A 15189-nucleotide genomic window follows, 5' to 3' on the forward strand; every position below is an offset into this window, starting at 1 on the left:
AGTGTTGACCAGAAAAGCACCAGAAATATTACAGAATCAATATATTAGGCGCTTCGCAAATTTAGTATACGGTCATGGTTTTGTGTGTCAAATTAACCTTTTGGATTATTTTTATAGTAAATTTACTTATTCATTATAAGTACATTTATAAATATTTATTAATATATTTTTATTAATAAATACATGGGGTTGCAGCCCGCTGTGGCTTTTTTGACAGGAATGCTGACGGTGGCTGTTGAATCCCCCTGTTTGAGTGATTATTCTTCCCTCATATCCCCCGGAAAGTGAGAAATATCATGTGTGAGTTGCTCGGTATGAGTGCCAATACGCCTACCGATTTATGTTTTAGTTTTACTGGACTTACACGCCGTGGCGGCGGAACAGGCCCGCATAAGGATGGTTGGGGTGTCGCTTTTTACGAAGGTAAGGGGGTGCGTCTGTTTCATGATCCTGAGCCTTGCGCCACGTCGCCCATCGCTGAGTTTGTCGGTAAACTACCGATTAAGAGCAAAACGGCTATCTGTCATATCCGCCAGGCTAATGTTGGCAATATCAATCTGGCGAACACGCATCCCTTTATACGCGAGCTATGGGGTCGTAACTGGGTGTTTGCCCATAACGGTCAGGTGCCGGGATTTACCCGCCGGGTAGGTATGTACGAAGCTATTGGCGATACCGATAGCGAAGAATTGTTTTGCGACATCATGAATCAGGTACGCCAAAACCTGCCGCGCGATGCTATGCCGGAACAGCTGGTAAAAACCCTGGTTGGCCTGGCTCAGGAATATGCCCAACAGGGGGTATTTAACTGCTTGCTAAGTAACGGCGACTGGTTGTTTACCTTTTGCAGTACCAAACTGGCCAGCATTACCCGTCGGGCACCCTTTGGACCCGCGTGTCTCAAAGACGTGGAAGTGGAAATTGACTTTGCCGCTGAGACTACGCCAAACGATGTGGTTAGTGTTATTGCTACCGAACCGCTTACCAGTGATGAGCAGTGGGACATTTATGAACGTGGCGAATGGCGTCTGTGGCAACTCGGGGAAGTGGTTGCCAGTGGTAAGGTAGATGTGCCTGTTCACAGCACTGAGTCTGCAATGACCAGCCCCAGCGCCATGCCCAGAGACTGTTAATCGAAACAGGCAACGGCAACTGTAAATTATAAATCGTTACATTTTTTGCGGTTACGGTTCGCTTGCTTTAGGGTAGTGTGAAAATAACACAACTCTAAGCAAACGGACCGGCTATGCTCACTATTTCTCAACTCACAAAAACTTACTCTAATGGCGTACGTGCGCTGGATGGTATTAATCTGAATATTCCTAAGGGCATGTTTGGCTTACTGGGACCAAATGGTGCAGGTAAATCCTCGCTGATGCGAACCATTGCCACCTTGCAGGCGCCGGATCAGGGAAGCATTGTGTTTGACGGTACCGACGTTATTGCCCAGCCCAACGAACTGCGTCAGCGCCTCGGTTATCTGCCCCAGGATTTTGGTGTTTATCCGCGGATCAGCGCCGAACGACTCCTTGACCACCTCGCGGTACTAAAAGGCCTTACCAATAAAGCCGAGAGAAAAGAAGCAGTAGAAGGTTTGTTGGTACACACTAACCTTTGGCAACACCGTGATAAGGCCGTTAGCGGCTACTCTGGCGGTATGCGTCAGCGCTTTGGCATCGCCCAGGCATTATTAGGTGACCCGGACCTGATTATTGTTGATGAACCTACTGCTGGTCTGGACCCTGAAGAACGTAATCGCTTTCACAATCTGCTGGTGAGTCTGGGTGAAGAAAAAGTCATTATACTGTCTACCCATATTGTCGATGACGTGTCAGAACTTTGTCCCAATATGGCGGTGCTCGGGCAGGGAAAAATCCTGCTGGAAGGCAATCCCATCGAACTGACCTATCAGCTGAAAGGGCGTATCTGGTGTAAGCAGGTTAGCCTGGAAGAACTCAAAGAAATCGAACAGCAGTTCAGCCTGATCTCCTCCCGTTTGATTGCCGGTAAACATGTGGTGCATATCATGGCGGATGACGCGCCTGAAGGCTTCGAAGTCGCTCCGGCAAATCTGGAAGACGTGTATTTCTCCACGCTTTACGAATCACGTAAAAACGCCGCTCAGGCAGCATAAGGAGTCTTACTATGTTTTGGAAAAGCCTGGCTTTTGAGTGGCGTTACTATTTACGTCAGCCGTCTTTCACGGTAACCGCACTGGTGTTCTTTTTACTGCCGTTTCTGGCGACCGCCACAGACAGTGTGAGAATTGGTGGTGGCGGTAACGTGCTGTATAACGGCAGCTACGCCATTATACAAACCGTGTTAATCATGGGGATTTTTGCGTTGTTCCTGCTGGTTAACTTTATTGCCGGTACAGCAACCCGTAATCACACTACCAAGATGAGTGAGCTTATTTACACTCGTCCGGTTAATCCGGCGCAGTATCAGTTAGGGCGCTTTATGGGGGCTACGCTGGTTTCGCTCACCGTTTTTGCTGCGGTGCCTTTAGGGGTGTTGCTGGGGTCACTGATGCCCTGGGTGGACCCGGAGCGAATTGGACCCACCCAACTGAGTTTTTACCTGACGCCATTTTTCTATGTCATCGTGCCGGGCTTTTTATCACTGGGCATGATTTTTTACGCGCTGGCCCAACAGGTGCGTTCAATGATGGCAGCTTACCTGACGGCGTTGGGAATATTCATCGTTTACATCGTGGGGGGCGTGATCACCAGCGAACCCCAGTACCGGGATATGGCAGCCTTGCTTGACCCTTTTGCGCTGCGCACTTTCGGTGAGATCAGCCGCTACTGGACGGTATTTGATAAAAACGTCACGACGTTAACGCTGGATGGCGTATTGCTGCAAAACCGGCTCATCTGGCTGGCCATTGGCGGTGCTATTTTACTCGCCTTTGGCGGTATATTTTCGTTTAAATGGCAGCAGGGCTCTAAAAAGGTTAAACCTACCAAAGCATCCAGAGTACCTGCTCCCGTGGGTAACCGAATTAACTTTAAAGCCTCCGGTGGTTACCAGTGGCATAAGTTTGTCACTAACCTCGGCTTTGAAATGCGCCAGGTGTTGCTAAGCCCGGCCATGATAGTGCTGGTAATATTCAGCATTTTTAACCTTACCTCACTTTATGCCGTAGCTTATGGCGGTATTTATGGCACGGATAACTGGCCCCTTACTCAGAATATGACCACCGCTATAGTGGATAACTTCAGCCTGACTCTGATGATTGTTGTTATTTACTATAGTGGCGAAATCGTCTGGCGTGAACGTGGTAGTGGCATGGGCGACATTATCGAATCTACGCCAGTATTTAATGCAGTGTTCTGGGTTTCCAAGCTGTTTTCTATGTGGGCCGTGCTGGCCGTGCTGTATTTTATTGGCATGTTATTTACCCTGTTTTTCCAGCTCACCAAAGGTTACACCAACTTTGAATTCGGGCTTTATATCTGCGAGCTGTTCTACGTTGAGCTGCTGCCCTGGATGTGGGTGACTGTGCTGGCCTTCTTTATTCAGGTGCTAAGCCCTAATAAGTATATGGGGATGCTGATTACCTCGGCGTACCTGATTTCAACACTGGTCCTGAATCAGTTGGGTGTAGAGCACAACATGTGGACCTTCGGCAGTGCGCCGCAGGTACTGTATTCTGACTTAAACGGCTACGGCTGGTTTTTAACCGGTTTCAACTGGTACATGCTGTACTGGGGCTCCCTGAGTATGGCGTTATCGGTTATTGGCTATGGCCTGTGGCAACGCGGCCCGGAAAGTAAGCTCAAGGACAGGCTGCGCCTGCTGGGGTACCAGATGGGCAAAACCGGCAAAGGAATACTGGCGGTCAGTCTGGTTGTGTTTCTGGCAACCGGCGGTTTTATTCATTACAACACCAAGGTGTTAAACGAATTTACCGGCCGCGATGAAGGCTTTGACCTGCAGGCAGAATACGAGCGCCAGTTTGTGCAGTATGAGGACGCCAATATACCTGTGGTGACAAAGGTCAATGCTAAGGTTGATATCTTTCCTGAACAACGCCGGATATCGGCTATCGCAGAGGTAGTCATCAAAAATAAACGGGATACGCCAATTACGCGCGTACTAGTGTCAATTCCACGATCTACACCAGAATGGCAAATTGATTTCCCGGGTGCCAGAGTGGTAGAAATCATGGAAGAATTTAACTCCGCCTGGCTGGAGTTTGATACACCTATGATGCCTGGCGACGAGCTGGCCGGAAGCGTAACAGTTGAACGTTACCATACAGGTTTCAGAGACCGTGACTTTGATCTGATGGTGGCTGAAAACGGCACCTTTATCAATAACTACGAGTTATTCCCTATCTTTGGATTCCGCGGCGATTTGCTTATCAGCGATCGTCACGAACGGCGTAAGCGTGATTTACCTGAGCGGCCGCGAGCTCACAAGCTGGAAGATACCACAAAGTATTCGCAAAACTTCTTTGGTGCGGGTATCGACTTTATTGAGTTTGAAGCCACGCTGTCTACCTCGCCGGATCAAATCGCTATTGCACCGGGCTATCTGCAAAAAGAGTGGACTGAGAATGACCGCCGTTATTTTCACTACAAAATGGACTCACCAATGGTGGCCTTTTACTCGGTGCTTTCGGCGCGACACGAGGTGAAACGTGATGAACACAACGGTGTAAATATCGAGGTGTACTATGACCCCAAACATGCCTGGAATGTGGATGTAATGATCCAAAGTGTTAAGGATTCGCTGGATTATTTTGCCGCAGAATTTGGCCCGTATCAGCATAAACAAATGCGGATTATTGAATTTCCCGGTTACCGCTCATTTGCCCAGAGCTTTGCTAATACCGTCCCTTATTCCGAGGTGATTGGATTTACGGCAGACCTGCGGGATCCGGAAGATATTGATTATGTTTACTATGTCACCGCGCACGAAGTTGCTCACCAATGGTGGGGTCATCAACTGGGCGCCGCCGATGTACAGGGAAGCCAGATTCTGTCAGAGAGCTTGTCTCAGTACAGTGCCATTATGGTGCTGCGTAAACGCTACGGCGAAAACATGATCCGTAAATTCCTGACTTACGAACTTGACCGCTATCTGCAAGGCCGTAGCAGCGAGTTACTCGAAGAAATGCCTTTTATGCGTAGCGAAAATCAGCTGTACATTCACTACCGTAAAGGCTCGGTCGTCATGATGTCGATTCTCGACCGCTTAGGTGAAGAGCGCTTAAACGCGGCATTAGAACAGCTAATGAGTGACTTCCGTTATAAGTCGGATCCTTATCCCACCACGCTGGATTTACAGGCGGCGTTAAATGCCCAGGCGACACCTGAAGAACAGGCTTTTATTGCGGATATCTTTGAGCAAATTACGCTTTACGATTTGAAAGTAGACGCCGCTGAAGCGAAACCGCTGGATGCGGGTTACGAGGTCACACTGACAATCAGTGGGGCTAAGTATGTCGCCGACGGTGAGGGTATGGAAACCGAGCAGCCGTTGGAAGAATGGGTAGATGTTGGCCTGTTTAACAGCGACCCGGCCAAACTGAACGATGAAAGTCAGGTGCTCTATAAAGCAAAACACAAAATCGTGAGCGGGACCAATACCATCGTGGTAACGGTAGACGAATTGCCGCGATTCGCCGGGGTCGACCCCTTCGTTAAACTTATCGACCGCGATAGCGGTGATAACGTCAAGCAGCTCTGATTAAACAGCGGCCGGGCAACGCCAGTTGTCCGGTCGGTTTAGCTCAGTCTCATTTTACTCAGCCTTTTCCTCGTTCTTGGCGGTTTTTGCTGCCTGAGCCTGTTTAGCCTCGCGCCAGATTGCCAGCTTTTCGTAATAGTCATCCCATACGCAGGGACAACAGGAACCGCCACCACAGCAATCGCTGTATAAGGGTTTTTCAGGTTCGGGTGGTAGGTCATGCATAGCTATTCTCCTTAATGTCATTATGTCCTTGTCGGTAGCGGCTGGCAACCGGCCCGGCGCTATGATGGTTATCGGGGCGAAATAAATACCAGGGTGGGTGAAATTTTAACCGTTTGGCTAATACGCATCCAGCGCTGGCAATGCTAGCTTAAAAGTCACAAGGTGTGATTTTATTCAAAACGTACAATAAAAGCAGGAGTGTTTTATGGCTGGTGTTATGCAAAAACCAGTCGTTGGCAAATGCAACGATTGGTTAAAAGAACGACTAACTGACCCTAACATGTATTGCACCATGGGTGCTGTAGCTGCTCTGGCATTAATCGAACTGGTGATCTTTGCCTGATAGCAAAACCAGGCGCATGGCTACCAGTTAATTAAGCGATTGTAATCAAGGTAGCCAAATTCCAGCGGATAAGTTTGCTGATACCAGTTATGAATTTTATCGCTGACCTGCCAGAAGTCCGGTGCAGTCCGCCTTACACCATAGGCCTCAAACAGGGCCTGTAAATCCTGTTCGTTGTTTAGCGCAGCCAGACTTTTTCTGAAAGCCTCAAGCTGCTCTTTTTGCAGATAAAAGATGGCATTAGGATGGGCTGTTGCAAAGCCATAGGACAGCGTTAAGGTATCTTCCTCGGGAAGCCGGCGGGCATCCTCAGCCAGAAAATGAGAAATGTTAGTGTAGGCGTTGTTGCTTAGCAGCGTATAAATATGCTGCTCATTGGCCCTGGCGTCTTCAACCAGCAGAATACTGCTTTGCGGTAGCAGTGAAGCAGGGATCCCAACAATGTCTTGTATGCTGTGCAAGGCGGTTTTCGATGTATTGTCGGTAAAACCATTGTCGATATCATGTTTTTTACTGAGTACACCGCTAAGGTGCGCCCTAACCTTTTGATATAACTGTGACAGGTGATCATCGCTGGTATATTTTACGGCTGACTCACCGTTAATTTGATTGCCTTCTGCCAAATACTTTTCGATAGAACTTACATTGCCCCGGTACCAGTGTTCTCTTACCTTTTCGCGGGATTCTTTTGGCAACAGGGCAAGAAAGTTAAATTCGCCCTCCATGCGCAGGAAGTCCATGTAAATACGGCTGTTTAGCTGATGCCCAACATTGCCGTAAACGTCGTAGCCAGCCACCAGCAGGTAATGAATTCGTTCAAACAGCGGGTAAGTAATAAGCCAGGCAGTTTGTGGGCGTTCTCCCAGAAAGCCTTTCACCACGGTAGCGGCATCATAGTGACGCACAATGGTCAGGCCGGCGTTGTCATTATCGCCGTCACCCTGCCAGATGATATTTAAATCCAGTGGAACCTCTTCCAGCGCATGACTGGCCAGATACTCGCTGCGCTTGGTTAAGTACTCATGTTCTTGTCTGGCATAGCTTATCCAATTGGTAGGCAGGGCATTGGACTCAGCTTCTGCTGGCATACTGATGATTTTTCGTGACTCACTTAAAAATTCACCCTGATGGTCAAGTATTTCTGAGGTTGGATTAAGAAACATCACCCAAAAATGGTCATTGATGACATTAAGCGCAATCTGCCCACGGCAGACCGGGCCTTTAATAAATTGCATAATAGTGTGCTGTGATTCATCCAGCATAAAACGGTAGCGCGAAGCGACTGGAATTTGTGCAAAGGCCACAAAGGGGTTAGAAGCGATCTCTGGCTCGTATCCTGGCAGCGAAGTCACCTGATAGTCCGGCTCGAAGAACCACTTCTGCCACTTTTGCATTCTCGCCTGATTCAGCTCGATGGGCATATGCAGTTTGGCCACAATGGTGTTTTTGACCGGCATAAATCGGTAGTAAACCCGCTGTGTGGTGTCTTTCTGCTGGGTTTCAAATGGTGAACCAAAGGGGCGCACTGTCGCTACCGGTGTAAAGGGTTGGCCTGGCGGTGTTAGTGCTCTTTGCAGGCTCCAGTACTGAGTATTGCCCTGGCGGTCTTCAAAATAAATGTGCGAGATGAATAAATGCTCGTACAAATAGCGGCTCACCAGCTGCTGCTTTAATGAGTCCTGGTTGAAGAACGCTTCCCACTGTTCGATTCCTTTCTGATCAGCACTGGCGATGGGGGCTGGCTCTGAAGTTGGCGCGCCGGCTTGCAGCCACTGCATCAGTAAATTGTGTTCGTCCATGTCGATGGCAGGCAAGCCGTAAGGCATGCCCCACTGTGAATGGTCTTGCTGGTAAGCCGGGAATTCGCCAATCGTAGGGCACTGCATATCCCGGTTAATATCAAACTCAAACTCGTCGCTTAATGCCTGTCCGTCATTGGTAGGATGTGAGCGTTTAAGTGCCAGCATGGAGGCCAGGACACTGTTATTGAGCTGATCGTTAAATTCACTGATCTCATCCAGTACCGGGTAAAACCCTTTGCCTCGCCATTCGCCCGGGCTTCGGGCATCAATAAACAGGCGGGTGGGATTATCTGCCAGTAGTCGGTCGCCGTGGTAAACCGGTTTTTTATTTGCCCCCCGGGTGATGCCTTCATAGCTGCCAAGCTTCAGCTGACAGGGGGCGTCATAGCAGGCGTGACAAACCACGCAGCGTTTATCCAGAATAGGTTTGGCAGTCTCGGTGTAGTTTACTTTTTCATTGGTAGGGGGGTTATCATACACTGACCATAATGCCTGCGGATCCACAAAGCCGTAGGTACAGCCTGCAACAGCGACGACCGTAAACAACCACAGAAATTTGGATTTAACGCGCATAAAAGTGTCCTTACCCGGAAGTATATCGTGTGCATAGTACCCGTTTTTGGCGGAATTACCTAAAGCCATGAACAAATAGGAAGACTGTATTTTTTGTTTACAATTTTGTCATTGAGTTTAGCTGGTCGGGAATTTATTCTGCCGCCAACTGAATTATTAATTGTCCGGCCGGTCTGAGACTGACCAAAGCAATATTTAAGTGCCGTTGTGCAAGTTTTTAAAAGGATATAGAAATGAAACTTACTGCGTTGACAAAATCTCTGGCAATCGGGATTTCCATGAGCGTACTGGTTATGTCAGGTTGCGCTACCCAACAGTCCTCACGAGTCATTGAAGCGCCTAAGGTAGAGTCTTACAACACCAACTATCAGGGCGAGAAAAGCAAGGTTGTGGTAGGTAAATTTGTAAATCGCTCCAGTTTCCAAAACGGTATTTTCTCAAACGGTACCGATCGTCTTGGCTCTCAGGCCAAAACAATATTAATCAGCCATTTACAACAGACCAATCGTTTTTCGGTGCTCGACCGCGACAATATGCAGGCGCTGTCTGAAGAAACCGGTTACGCCGGGACTCAACAGACCATTGCCGGTGGACGCTATCTGATTACCGGTGATGTCACCGAGTTCGGTCGGAAAACCGAAGGGGACCGCCAGCTGTTTGGTTTGTTAGGTAAAGGCAAGTCACAAATTGCGTACTCCCGGGTCACGCTTAACATTGTGGATACCCAGACTTCTGAAGTGGTTTATTCAGTGAGTGGGGCCGGTGAATACAGTCTGTCCGAACGTGAAGTGATCGGTTTTGGTAGCACCGCCGGTTATGATGCAACACTAAACGGCAAGGTACTGGAGCTGTCCATCCGCGAAGCCATTAACAATCTGGTTAAAGGTATCGAAGGCGGTCAGTGGCAGCCTCAGGAGTAAGTCAGGCATGAAGCCGGTATTATTGGTTATGGCTGCTCTGCTAATGGTGGGCTGTAAGTCCACCAAACCCATGTATTATTACGGTGGTTATCAGACCACGGTGTACCATTATTTTAAAAATGATGAGACCACCGTGGATCAGCAGATCAACGCCCTTGAGATCATCATTGAAAAAGCCGCCAATTCGGGACTTCCGGTTGCACCCGGCGTGCATGCCCATTTGGGCATGTTGTATTTTGAGCAGGGCGACGGGGTTAACGGCGCGGCACATTTTGACGCCGAAAAGCAGTTGTTTCCGGAGTCAGCCATATATATCAATTTCTTACTCGCTAATCAGAAGGCGGCAAAATAATGCGTCAGGTTGTGATAATTTTGCTTACTGTTATCGGGCTTTATGGGTGTAAGACTACTCAGTCACCGAGTTATGACTACAGCGCGTTTTTAGCCGCAGCACCGACTTCGATTGTGGTAATGCCGCCCATTAATAACACGCCGGAGGTAATGGCGCCTTATGGGTTGATGGCGCAGATTGTCAGACCAATCGCCGAAGCCGGCTATTATGTTTTCCCCGTCGCGGTGGTTAATCAAACCTTTATGGCTAATGGTATGACGGTGGCGCAGGATGTTCATGCTATTCCTTATCAGAAGCTGCATGAAATTTTCGGGGCCGATGCCGGGCTGTACATCACCATTCGCGACTATGGCACCTCGTACATTGTCGTAAACAGTGTCACCGTAGTGTCGGCAGAAGCCACTCTGGTGGACCTGCGAAGCGGGGAAATTTTGTGGCAGGGCGCGGCCAGTGCATCAAGTGGTGAAAATCGCGGGGCTAACCAAAACGGGTTATTAGGCATGCTGGTTGAGGCTGCCTTAACGCAGATTATTGAAACGGTGACGGACAGAGGGTTTGATGTAGCGGGAATTGCCGCATCCCGTTTGTTGTCAACCAAGGCGCACAATGGTTTGTTGCCGGGGCCCCGTGCTCCGAATAAAGCATCACCGGCTAATTAAGCCTGGTGACGCTGCCTGTGAACAGGTTTCTCGTTGCTATTGGTAGAAATACCGTAGATTTTTTGTGTGGTTTTTTTAAGCATCCTTTGCAATGCCCGGTACAGCCTTTTAGTGTCTTGCCATAGCAACATGGGTGGCATAGCCGGCATCCCCGGTGTGATTGCCATTATTTTGTGAGTGCTGGCGTTGCGCTCCTGGGAATTGCTTGGTATTGCAGGTTTATTTTTCATGATTCACAGCCTGTGTTGTCGTGGTACAAACAGGCTAGTCATTATTCGTTTTTAAGAAAAACTAATAATATTTTATGTTTAGTTAAGCTTTTCTTATAGATTGAGCTGTATTACCTTGTACTCAGGTACTTTTACAGAAGACGCAAAAAATGGAATCGATCCCCGGCCTGGCAAGCCCCACTGTTGACCTCGATTTGTTACGCTCGTTTATTGCCATTGCTGAAACCGGCAATATGACTAACGCAGCTAAGGTCGTATTTCGTACGCCGGCGGCTATTAGTATGCAAGTTAAAAAACTCGAAGCACAGTTGGATAAAAAGCTACTTGAGCGGAGTTCGCGCGCTATCGTGCTGACCAAAGATGGCGAAACCCTGCTTAGCTATGGCCGGCAATTGTTAAGCCTTAATCAAACCCTGATGGATGCGTTTATCAAGCCCAACCTGCAAGGTACTGTCAGGCTGGGATTGCCTGAGCAGTTTGGCGCCACGGTATTACCAGCGATTCTGGCGCAGTTTAAACGCGATTTTCCCCATGTGGATGTGGATGTGTTGCTGGGTAGAAGCGTTGATATTAAAGATAAATTTGACGCGGCCAGTATTGATCTCGGCTTGATTTCGTCCAATGAGCTATCACTGCAAAGTCCCCAGGTGAAGTTTTTGCGTTCAGAACCCATGTATTGGGTGAGTCAGAAAGGCAGTGAAATTCCGGCCCAGCGCCCTTTATTACTTTCGTTGGCTGAACCCGGCTGTTCCTGGCGTAAGTTGGCGCTTGAAGCGTTGGATAATGCCAGGATCCCCTATCGCATAGCTTACACCAGCGATAACTTTATGGGGCAGTTAGCGGCGGTGGACGCTAATCTGGCGATCGCTGCGGTGCCTGAGTCACTGCTAAAAAAGCGTCTGGTTGATATCAGTCCGATTAACAGCCTGCCACCAATGGGCAGTGTGCAAAGCTACCTGTTATTGTCTGGTTCAGCGTCACCGGCGGCGCAAACCCTGGGGCGTTATCTTGAAGGCCAATTGACAGAAAATAGCAAAATATAGTCTAAGGTTGTCCTGCATTCATTGGGGATAGCAGGGGAGTAGTGATAAACAGGGATGTATAACAATGGCATCGGCAACAGTAAAATCACAGGGTGTTATCGCGGCAATTACAGGGGCACTTTGTTTTATAACCGGTGTCGTTACCATGCAGTGGATAGCGCCGGATATTTATCAGTTTCCAGAGGGGCGGTTGCGGGTTATTGAGCAATATGGCTGGTTGCTGCATCTTTGGCATTTTATCGTATTTCCGCTGGTGGGACTGAGTGTGTTTTTTCTGAATCGGGCGCTGATAGTGCAGACCACCAGGCCTTTCGGTAAATTTGCCACGGTTTGCACCATAGCCTGTTGTATTGCTCTTTCCCACGACATCGCGATTTTTATTATCGAAACCATGTCTAATGAAATGTTTATTAAACAGCAGTCGGCCAATCATGCGGAGCAGGTTGAGCTAACCATGTTTATCTATACGATTCTAAACAAGCTGCGAGTCAGCACCGAATGGGGCATCGATGTGTGGTTGTGCCTGATCAACCTGTTTATGCTGCTGCAAGGTCGTTTCCATCCGGCGGTTCAGGTGCTGGGTATTGCTACTGGCGTAACCGGTGTACTGGTGCTGGTTAATCCGGCTTTTCATCACTGGCAAATGACCTACCTGGCGGCGATGATTTTATGGTTTGTGGTTGTGGCTGTCTGGCTGGCCAAAGAAAAAAACGACACACTTATGCCTGTGCAAAGTGCAGATGATCAGGTTTGCCCGTAATAAAATTCAAAGCGCATCGCCAACCCGTAAGACGCTTTAAAATCTTCGTTGCGCAGCCATATCACAAATGGCTCTAATTCAAAAAACAACCACTGTCGCTTGTACTGGGTGCGCCAGCGGGCACTGGTATAAACTTCAGTAAGCTGGTGATTGGGTTCGGTAGTGCCTTTGGTTACAAAGGTATACAGTACCGCACTTTGGTCGGTTAACGGCCGCAGGTACTGGAACTCGTGACGCCATAACCAGTCTTCAAAACGATCGCGATAGTAATAACGGTTGTGAAAGCGCAGGTACTTTTCGTCTGCCAGTTGATAGGAAAAGTTTAAGCCTAGCTCTGCACCTAATTGGTCACGGGTGTAGTAATACAGTTCGCCATCGTAGCGTAGTGATAACGGCGCAGACAAGGCCAGTGTATCTTCATATTGTCCTTTGACAAACAGCTGGTCCCGTCGTCCGGCACCGATTCGATAGGACAGCGGGGAACTTTGTTCTTTCTGGTAGCGTAACGATAACGTGGTGGAATCCCGGTTTTCGTTAACCGCATCACGGGCGGCTCTGATGGAGTCTTCCCGGTCGTAGCTTTCATCATCGGAGAGCATCAGGTCGACACGGTTTTTCAAAGCGGGCAGTTTTACCCTGACTCTGAAACGAAAATCCTGGGCGGCGAGATCCCGGGTGCGGGGCTCCCAGCCAAATCTCACCCGGCCTTCGGCCCGGGCGTTTTCGTGTTCGTCGCTGTTTTCCAGCGCAAAAAACTCATCAAGTCGTTTGGCGGTGTTATCCATAGACTGGCTGAAATTACTATGCCAGCTGTCCAGCCAGGTATGTGTTGGAGTTTTATTCGCGGGTAATGACTCTCGTTCAACAGCGTCTGTTGCTGATTGCCCGAACGCGGGGGCATTGCAGAGCAAACAAAGTAAGAGCCATGTTTTGCGGTGCAAGGAATTTACCAACAAAGTAACCAGATCCTTCTGAAATTAACAGACAAAAGCGAGGACTTCCCCACTTGATGTTGCCTGATAATACGTGGACGGGGAATGTTTAGCTTGCGCGATAATGCCCCGGCCTGCAAATAAATTTTGTCGATAATGACGCTAACAGACATCCTGTGGTCGAAGCTGCCTGAAATTTAGCCACTCATGGCAAAGTTGCCGTAAATCAATACTGGCTAATCCCACCGGGCTCGGTAGAATAGACCGATAAAACGATAAAAGTGCTGTCGTTAAGAAAGGTTGGTGGCATACTGTAGCCACAGATGTAAGCAAGAGGTTTTTTATGGGCAATATTGGTTGGGTACAATTACTGATTGTACTGGTTATCGTAGTGCTGTTGTTTGGCACCAAAAAATTAAAAGGCATTGGTTCGGATCTGGGCGGAGCGATTAAAGGCTTCAAAAAGGCCGTTTCAGAAGAAGATGCCGATTTCAAAGAGCCGCAGGCCAAAGTTGAAGATAAGCCAAAGGCCGAGAGCGGTGCCGTAAAAACAGAAAGTGAAGTTAAAGAAAAACACTAATGTTTGATATCGGGTTTTGGGAAATCCTGCTGATAGGCGTGTTAGCGCTGATAGTGCTGGGGCCTGAGCGGCTTCCCGGCGCAATAAGATCTACTCTTAAAACAGTGCGCAGCGTTCGCAATGTTGCCAGCGGATTCAAAGAAGAGGTTGAGCATCAGCTGCGGGTTCATGAGTTACATGAAAACCTGAAGAAAGCAGAACAGCAGGGCCTCAAAGACCTGTCGCCGGAATTACAGAACAGTGTGGACGAACTGAAACAAGCTGCCGAATCTGTTCAAGAACCGTATAAAAAGCCATAGATGTCAGAAGAAAATAGCCTTATATCGCACTTAATAGAGCTGCGTTCACGATTGTTGCGCGCAGTATTAAGTGTTTTGCTGGTGTTTATTTGTTTAGCGTATTTTTCTAACGATTTATATCACTTACTGGCTCAACCGTTGCTAAAAACGATGCCGGCGAACTCTTCAATGATTGCTACCGATGTGGCATCACCCTTTTTTGCTCCCTTTAAACTCACCATGGTACTGTCGTTTTTTATCGCCATTCCTTACGTGTTGTATCAGGTCTGGGGGTTTGTTGCGCCGGGTCTTTATCGCAATGAGAAAAAACTCGTTGCCCCCTTACTGTTTTCCAGTACTGTGCTGTTTTATTCCGGGATGGCATTTGCCTATTACGTGGTATTTCCGGTGGTGTTCGCCTTCTTTAACTCGGTCGCGCCTGAAGGGGTTACCGTGGCTACCGACATCAACAGCTATCTGAATTTTGTTCTTAAGTTGTTTTTCGCTTTTGGTGTGTCATTTGAGATCCCGGTTGCTATCGTACTGTTGTGCTGGACAGGCGTAACAAACGCAGAAAGTCTTCGTCAAAAACGTCCTTACGTGATCGTTGGGGCCTTTGTGGTTGGCATGTTATTAACGCCTCCTGATGTTATTTCGCAATCATTACTGGCAATCCCTATGTGGATTCTGTACGAGTTTGGAATAATCGTGGGTGGTTTTTATTCGCGTGATAAAGAAGAGTCAGAGCCCGAAACTACCGAATAATGTAATCGCACGTTAAGGGCATAATAA

Annotated in this window: 16 protein-coding genes; 12 read left to right on the forward strand and 4 right to left on the reverse strand. The window is 48.3% G+C overall.

The window, feature by feature from the left end; genetic code table 11:
• The first annotated feature begins 296 nt into the window (after positions 1 to 296).
• From BFC17_RS20405 to BFC17_RS20415, 3 genes are all read left to right on the forward strand, one after another.
• Positions 297 to 1133, forward strand: a complete 837-nt coding sequence (locus BFC17_RS20405; protein WP_070178380.1) for a class II glutamine amidotransferase — start codon at positions 297 to 299, stop codon at positions 1131 to 1133.
• A 113-nt stretch (positions 1134 to 1246) separates the two neighbouring features.
• The gene (locus BFC17_RS20410; RefSeq protein WP_070178381.1) at positions 1247 to 2134 is read left to right on the forward strand and encodes an ABC transporter ATP-binding protein; all 888 of its coding nucleotides are present in this window, start codon (positions 1247 to 1249) and stop codon (positions 2132 to 2134) included.
• An 11-nt stretch (positions 2135 to 2145) separates the two neighbouring features.
• Positions 2146 to 5700, forward strand: coding sequence for an ABC transporter permease/M1 family aminopeptidase (locus tag BFC17_RS20415; protein ID WP_070178382.1), 3555 nt, complete (start codon positions 2146 to 2148; stop codon positions 5698 to 5700).
• Between the two features lie 54 nt (positions 5701 to 5754).
• On the opposite strand, the gene BFC17_RS22360 is transcribed toward BFC17_RS20415, so the two are convergent.
• The gene (locus tag BFC17_RS22360; RefSeq protein WP_083271877.1) at positions 5755 to 5925 is read right to left on the reverse strand and encodes an oxidoreductase-like domain-containing protein; all 171 of its coding nucleotides are present in this window, start codon (positions 5923 to 5925) and stop codon (positions 5755 to 5757) included.
• A gap of 205 nt (positions 5926 to 6130) precedes the next feature.
• Here BFC17_RS22360 and BFC17_RS22660 point away from each other — a divergent pair, with 205 nt between their 5' ends.
• A complete protein-coding gene (locus tag BFC17_RS22660) occupies positions 6131 to 6268 on the forward strand; it encodes a hypothetical protein (protein ID WP_175439606.1) in 138 nt (45 codons plus the stop codon).
• A gap of 20 nt (positions 6269 to 6288) precedes the next feature.
• Here BFC17_RS22660 and BFC17_RS20420 read toward each other — a convergent pair whose 3' ends face one another.
• Positions 6289 to 8643, reverse strand: coding sequence for a fatty acid cis/trans isomerase (locus BFC17_RS20420; protein ID WP_070178383.1), 2355 nt, complete (start codon positions 8641 to 8643; stop codon positions 6289 to 6291).
• A 233-nt stretch (positions 8644 to 8876) separates the two neighbouring features.
• On the opposite strand from BFC17_RS20420, the gene BFC17_RS20425 reads away from it, so the two are divergent.
• The 3 genes from BFC17_RS20425 to BFC17_RS20435 are packed head-to-tail and all read left to right on the forward strand — an operon-like array spanning position 8877 to position 10574.
• On the forward strand, positions 8877 to 9563 hold the full coding sequence (locus BFC17_RS20425) for a CsgG/HfaB family protein (protein WP_083271879.1): 687 nt from the start codon (positions 8877 to 8879) through the stop codon (positions 9561 to 9563).
• A 7-nt stretch (positions 9564 to 9570) separates the two neighbouring features.
• Positions 9571 to 9915: a DUF4810 domain-containing protein gene (locus BFC17_RS20430; RefSeq protein WP_070178384.1), complete on the forward strand. Its 345-nt coding sequence runs from the start codon at positions 9571 to 9573 to the stop codon at positions 9913 to 9915.
• Complete coding sequence (locus BFC17_RS20435) at positions 9915 to 10574, forward strand: DUF799 domain-containing protein (RefSeq protein WP_070178385.1); 660 nt, start codon at positions 9915 to 9917, stop codon at positions 10572 to 10574. The genes BFC17_RS20430 and BFC17_RS20435 overlap by 1 nt, the downstream gene beginning before the upstream one ends.
• Here BFC17_RS20435 and BFC17_RS23035 read toward each other — a convergent pair.
• Positions 10571 to 10804: a DUF2517 family protein gene (locus tag BFC17_RS23035; RefSeq protein WP_070178386.1), complete on the reverse strand. Its 234-nt coding sequence runs from the start codon at positions 10802 to 10804 to the stop codon at positions 10571 to 10573. The two genes, BFC17_RS20435 and BFC17_RS23035, sit on opposite strands and share 4 nt — an antisense overlap.
• A 149-nt stretch (positions 10805 to 10953) precedes the next feature.
• Here BFC17_RS23035 and BFC17_RS20445 point away from each other — a divergent pair, with 149 nt between their 5' ends.
• Positions 10954 to 11847 carry a LysR family transcriptional regulator gene (locus BFC17_RS20445; RefSeq protein WP_070178387.1) on the forward strand — a complete coding sequence of 298 codons (894 nt, stop codon included), beginning with the start codon at positions 10954 to 10956 and terminating at the stop codon, positions 11845 to 11847.
• A 64-nt stretch (positions 11848 to 11911) separates the two neighbouring features.
• Entirely contained in the window at positions 11912 to 12607 is a 696-nt protein-coding gene (locus tag BFC17_RS20450; protein WP_070178388.1) for a hypothetical protein, read from the forward strand.
• On the opposite strand, the gene BFC17_RS20455 is transcribed toward BFC17_RS20450, so the two are convergent.
• Complete coding sequence (locus tag BFC17_RS20455; RefSeq protein ID WP_070178389.1) at positions 12592 to 13392, reverse strand: hypothetical protein; 801 nt, start codon at positions 13390 to 13392, stop codon at positions 12592 to 12594. The two genes, BFC17_RS20450 and BFC17_RS20455, sit on opposite strands and share 16 nt — an antisense overlap.
• A gap of 490 nt (positions 13393 to 13882) precedes the next feature.
• Here BFC17_RS20455 and tatA point away from each other — a divergent pair, with 490 nt between their 5' ends.
• Genes tatA through tatC form a run of 3 tightly spaced genes read left to right on the forward strand, consistent with a single transcriptional unit; the run spans position 13883 to position 15162 of the window.
• Entirely contained in the window at positions 13883 to 14119 is a 237-nt protein-coding gene (tatA, locus tag BFC17_RS20460) for a twin-arginine translocase TatA/TatE family subunit (protein ID WP_070178390.1), read from the forward strand.
• Complete coding sequence (gene tatB / locus BFC17_RS20465; protein ID WP_070178391.1) at positions 14119 to 14418, forward strand: Sec-independent protein translocase protein TatB; 300 nt, start codon at positions 14119 to 14121, stop codon at positions 14416 to 14418. The genes tatA and tatB overlap by 1 nt, the downstream gene beginning before the upstream one ends.
• Entirely contained in the window at positions 14419 to 15162 is a 744-nt protein-coding gene (gene tatC, locus BFC17_RS20470; RefSeq protein ID WP_070178392.1) for a twin-arginine translocase subunit TatC, read from the forward strand.
• Positions 15163 to 15189 lie beyond the last annotated feature (27 nt).

The organism is Marisediminitalea lipolytica (genome assembly GCF_001758465.1).
GTDB lineage: Bacteria > Pseudomonadota > Gammaproteobacteria > Enterobacterales > Alteromonadaceae > Alteromonas > Alteromonas lipolytica.

Coding starts and splice junctions, on each gene's coding strand:
- BFC17_RS20435 (WP_070178385.1), top strand. CDS start 9,915: ATGCGTCAGGTTGTGATAATTTTGCTTACTGTTATCGGGCTTTATGGG.
- tatC (WP_070178392.1), top strand. CDS start 14,419: ATGTCAGAAGAAAATAGCCTTATATCGCACTTAATAGAGCTGCGTTCA.
- BFC17_RS20405 (WP_070178380.1), top strand. CDS start 297: ATGTGTGAGTTGCTCGGTATGAGTGCCAATACGCCTACCGATTTATGT.
- BFC17_RS20430 (WP_070178384.1), top strand. CDS start 9,571: ATGAAGCCGGTATTATTGGTTATGGCTGCTCTGCTAATGGTGGGCTGT.
- BFC17_RS20425 (WP_083271879.1), top strand. CDS start 8,877: ATGAAACTTACTGCGTTGACAAAATCTCTGGCAATCGGGATTTCCATG.
- tatB (WP_070178391.1), top strand. CDS start 14,119: ATGTTTGATATCGGGTTTTGGGAAATCCTGCTGATAGGCGTGTTAGCG.
- BFC17_RS20445 (WP_070178387.1), top strand. CDS start 10,954: ATGGAATCGATCCCCGGCCTGGCAAGCCCCACTGTTGACCTCGATTTG.
- BFC17_RS20450 (WP_070178388.1), top strand. CDS start 11,912: ATGGCATCGGCAACAGTAAAATCACAGGGTGTTATCGCGGCAATTACA.
- BFC17_RS23035 (WP_070178386.1), bottom strand. CDS start 10,804: ATGAAAAATAAACCTGCAATACCAAGCAATTCCCAGGAGCGCAACGCC.
- BFC17_RS22360 (WP_083271877.1), bottom strand. CDS start 5,925: ATGCATGACCTACCACCCGAACCTGAAAAACCCTTATACAGCGATTGC.
- BFC17_RS20420 (WP_070178383.1), bottom strand. CDS start 8,643: ATGCGCGTTAAATCCAAATTTCTGTGGTTGTTTACGGTCGTCGCTGTT.
- tatA (WP_070178390.1), top strand. CDS start 13,883: ATGGGCAATATTGGTTGGGTACAATTACTGATTGTACTGGTTATCGTA.
- BFC17_RS22660 (WP_175439606.1), top strand. CDS start 6,131: ATGGCTGGTGTTATGCAAAAACCAGTCGTTGGCAAATGCAACGATTGG.
- BFC17_RS20415 (WP_070178382.1), top strand. CDS start 2,146: ATGTTTTGGAAAAGCCTGGCTTTTGAGTGGCGTTACTATTTACGTCAG.
- BFC17_RS20455 (WP_070178389.1), bottom strand. CDS start 13,392: ATGGATAACACCGCCAAACGACTTGATGAGTTTTTTGCGCTGGAAAAC.
- BFC17_RS20410 (WP_070178381.1), top strand. CDS start 1,247: ATGCTCACTATTTCTCAACTCACAAAAACTTACTCTAATGGCGTACGT.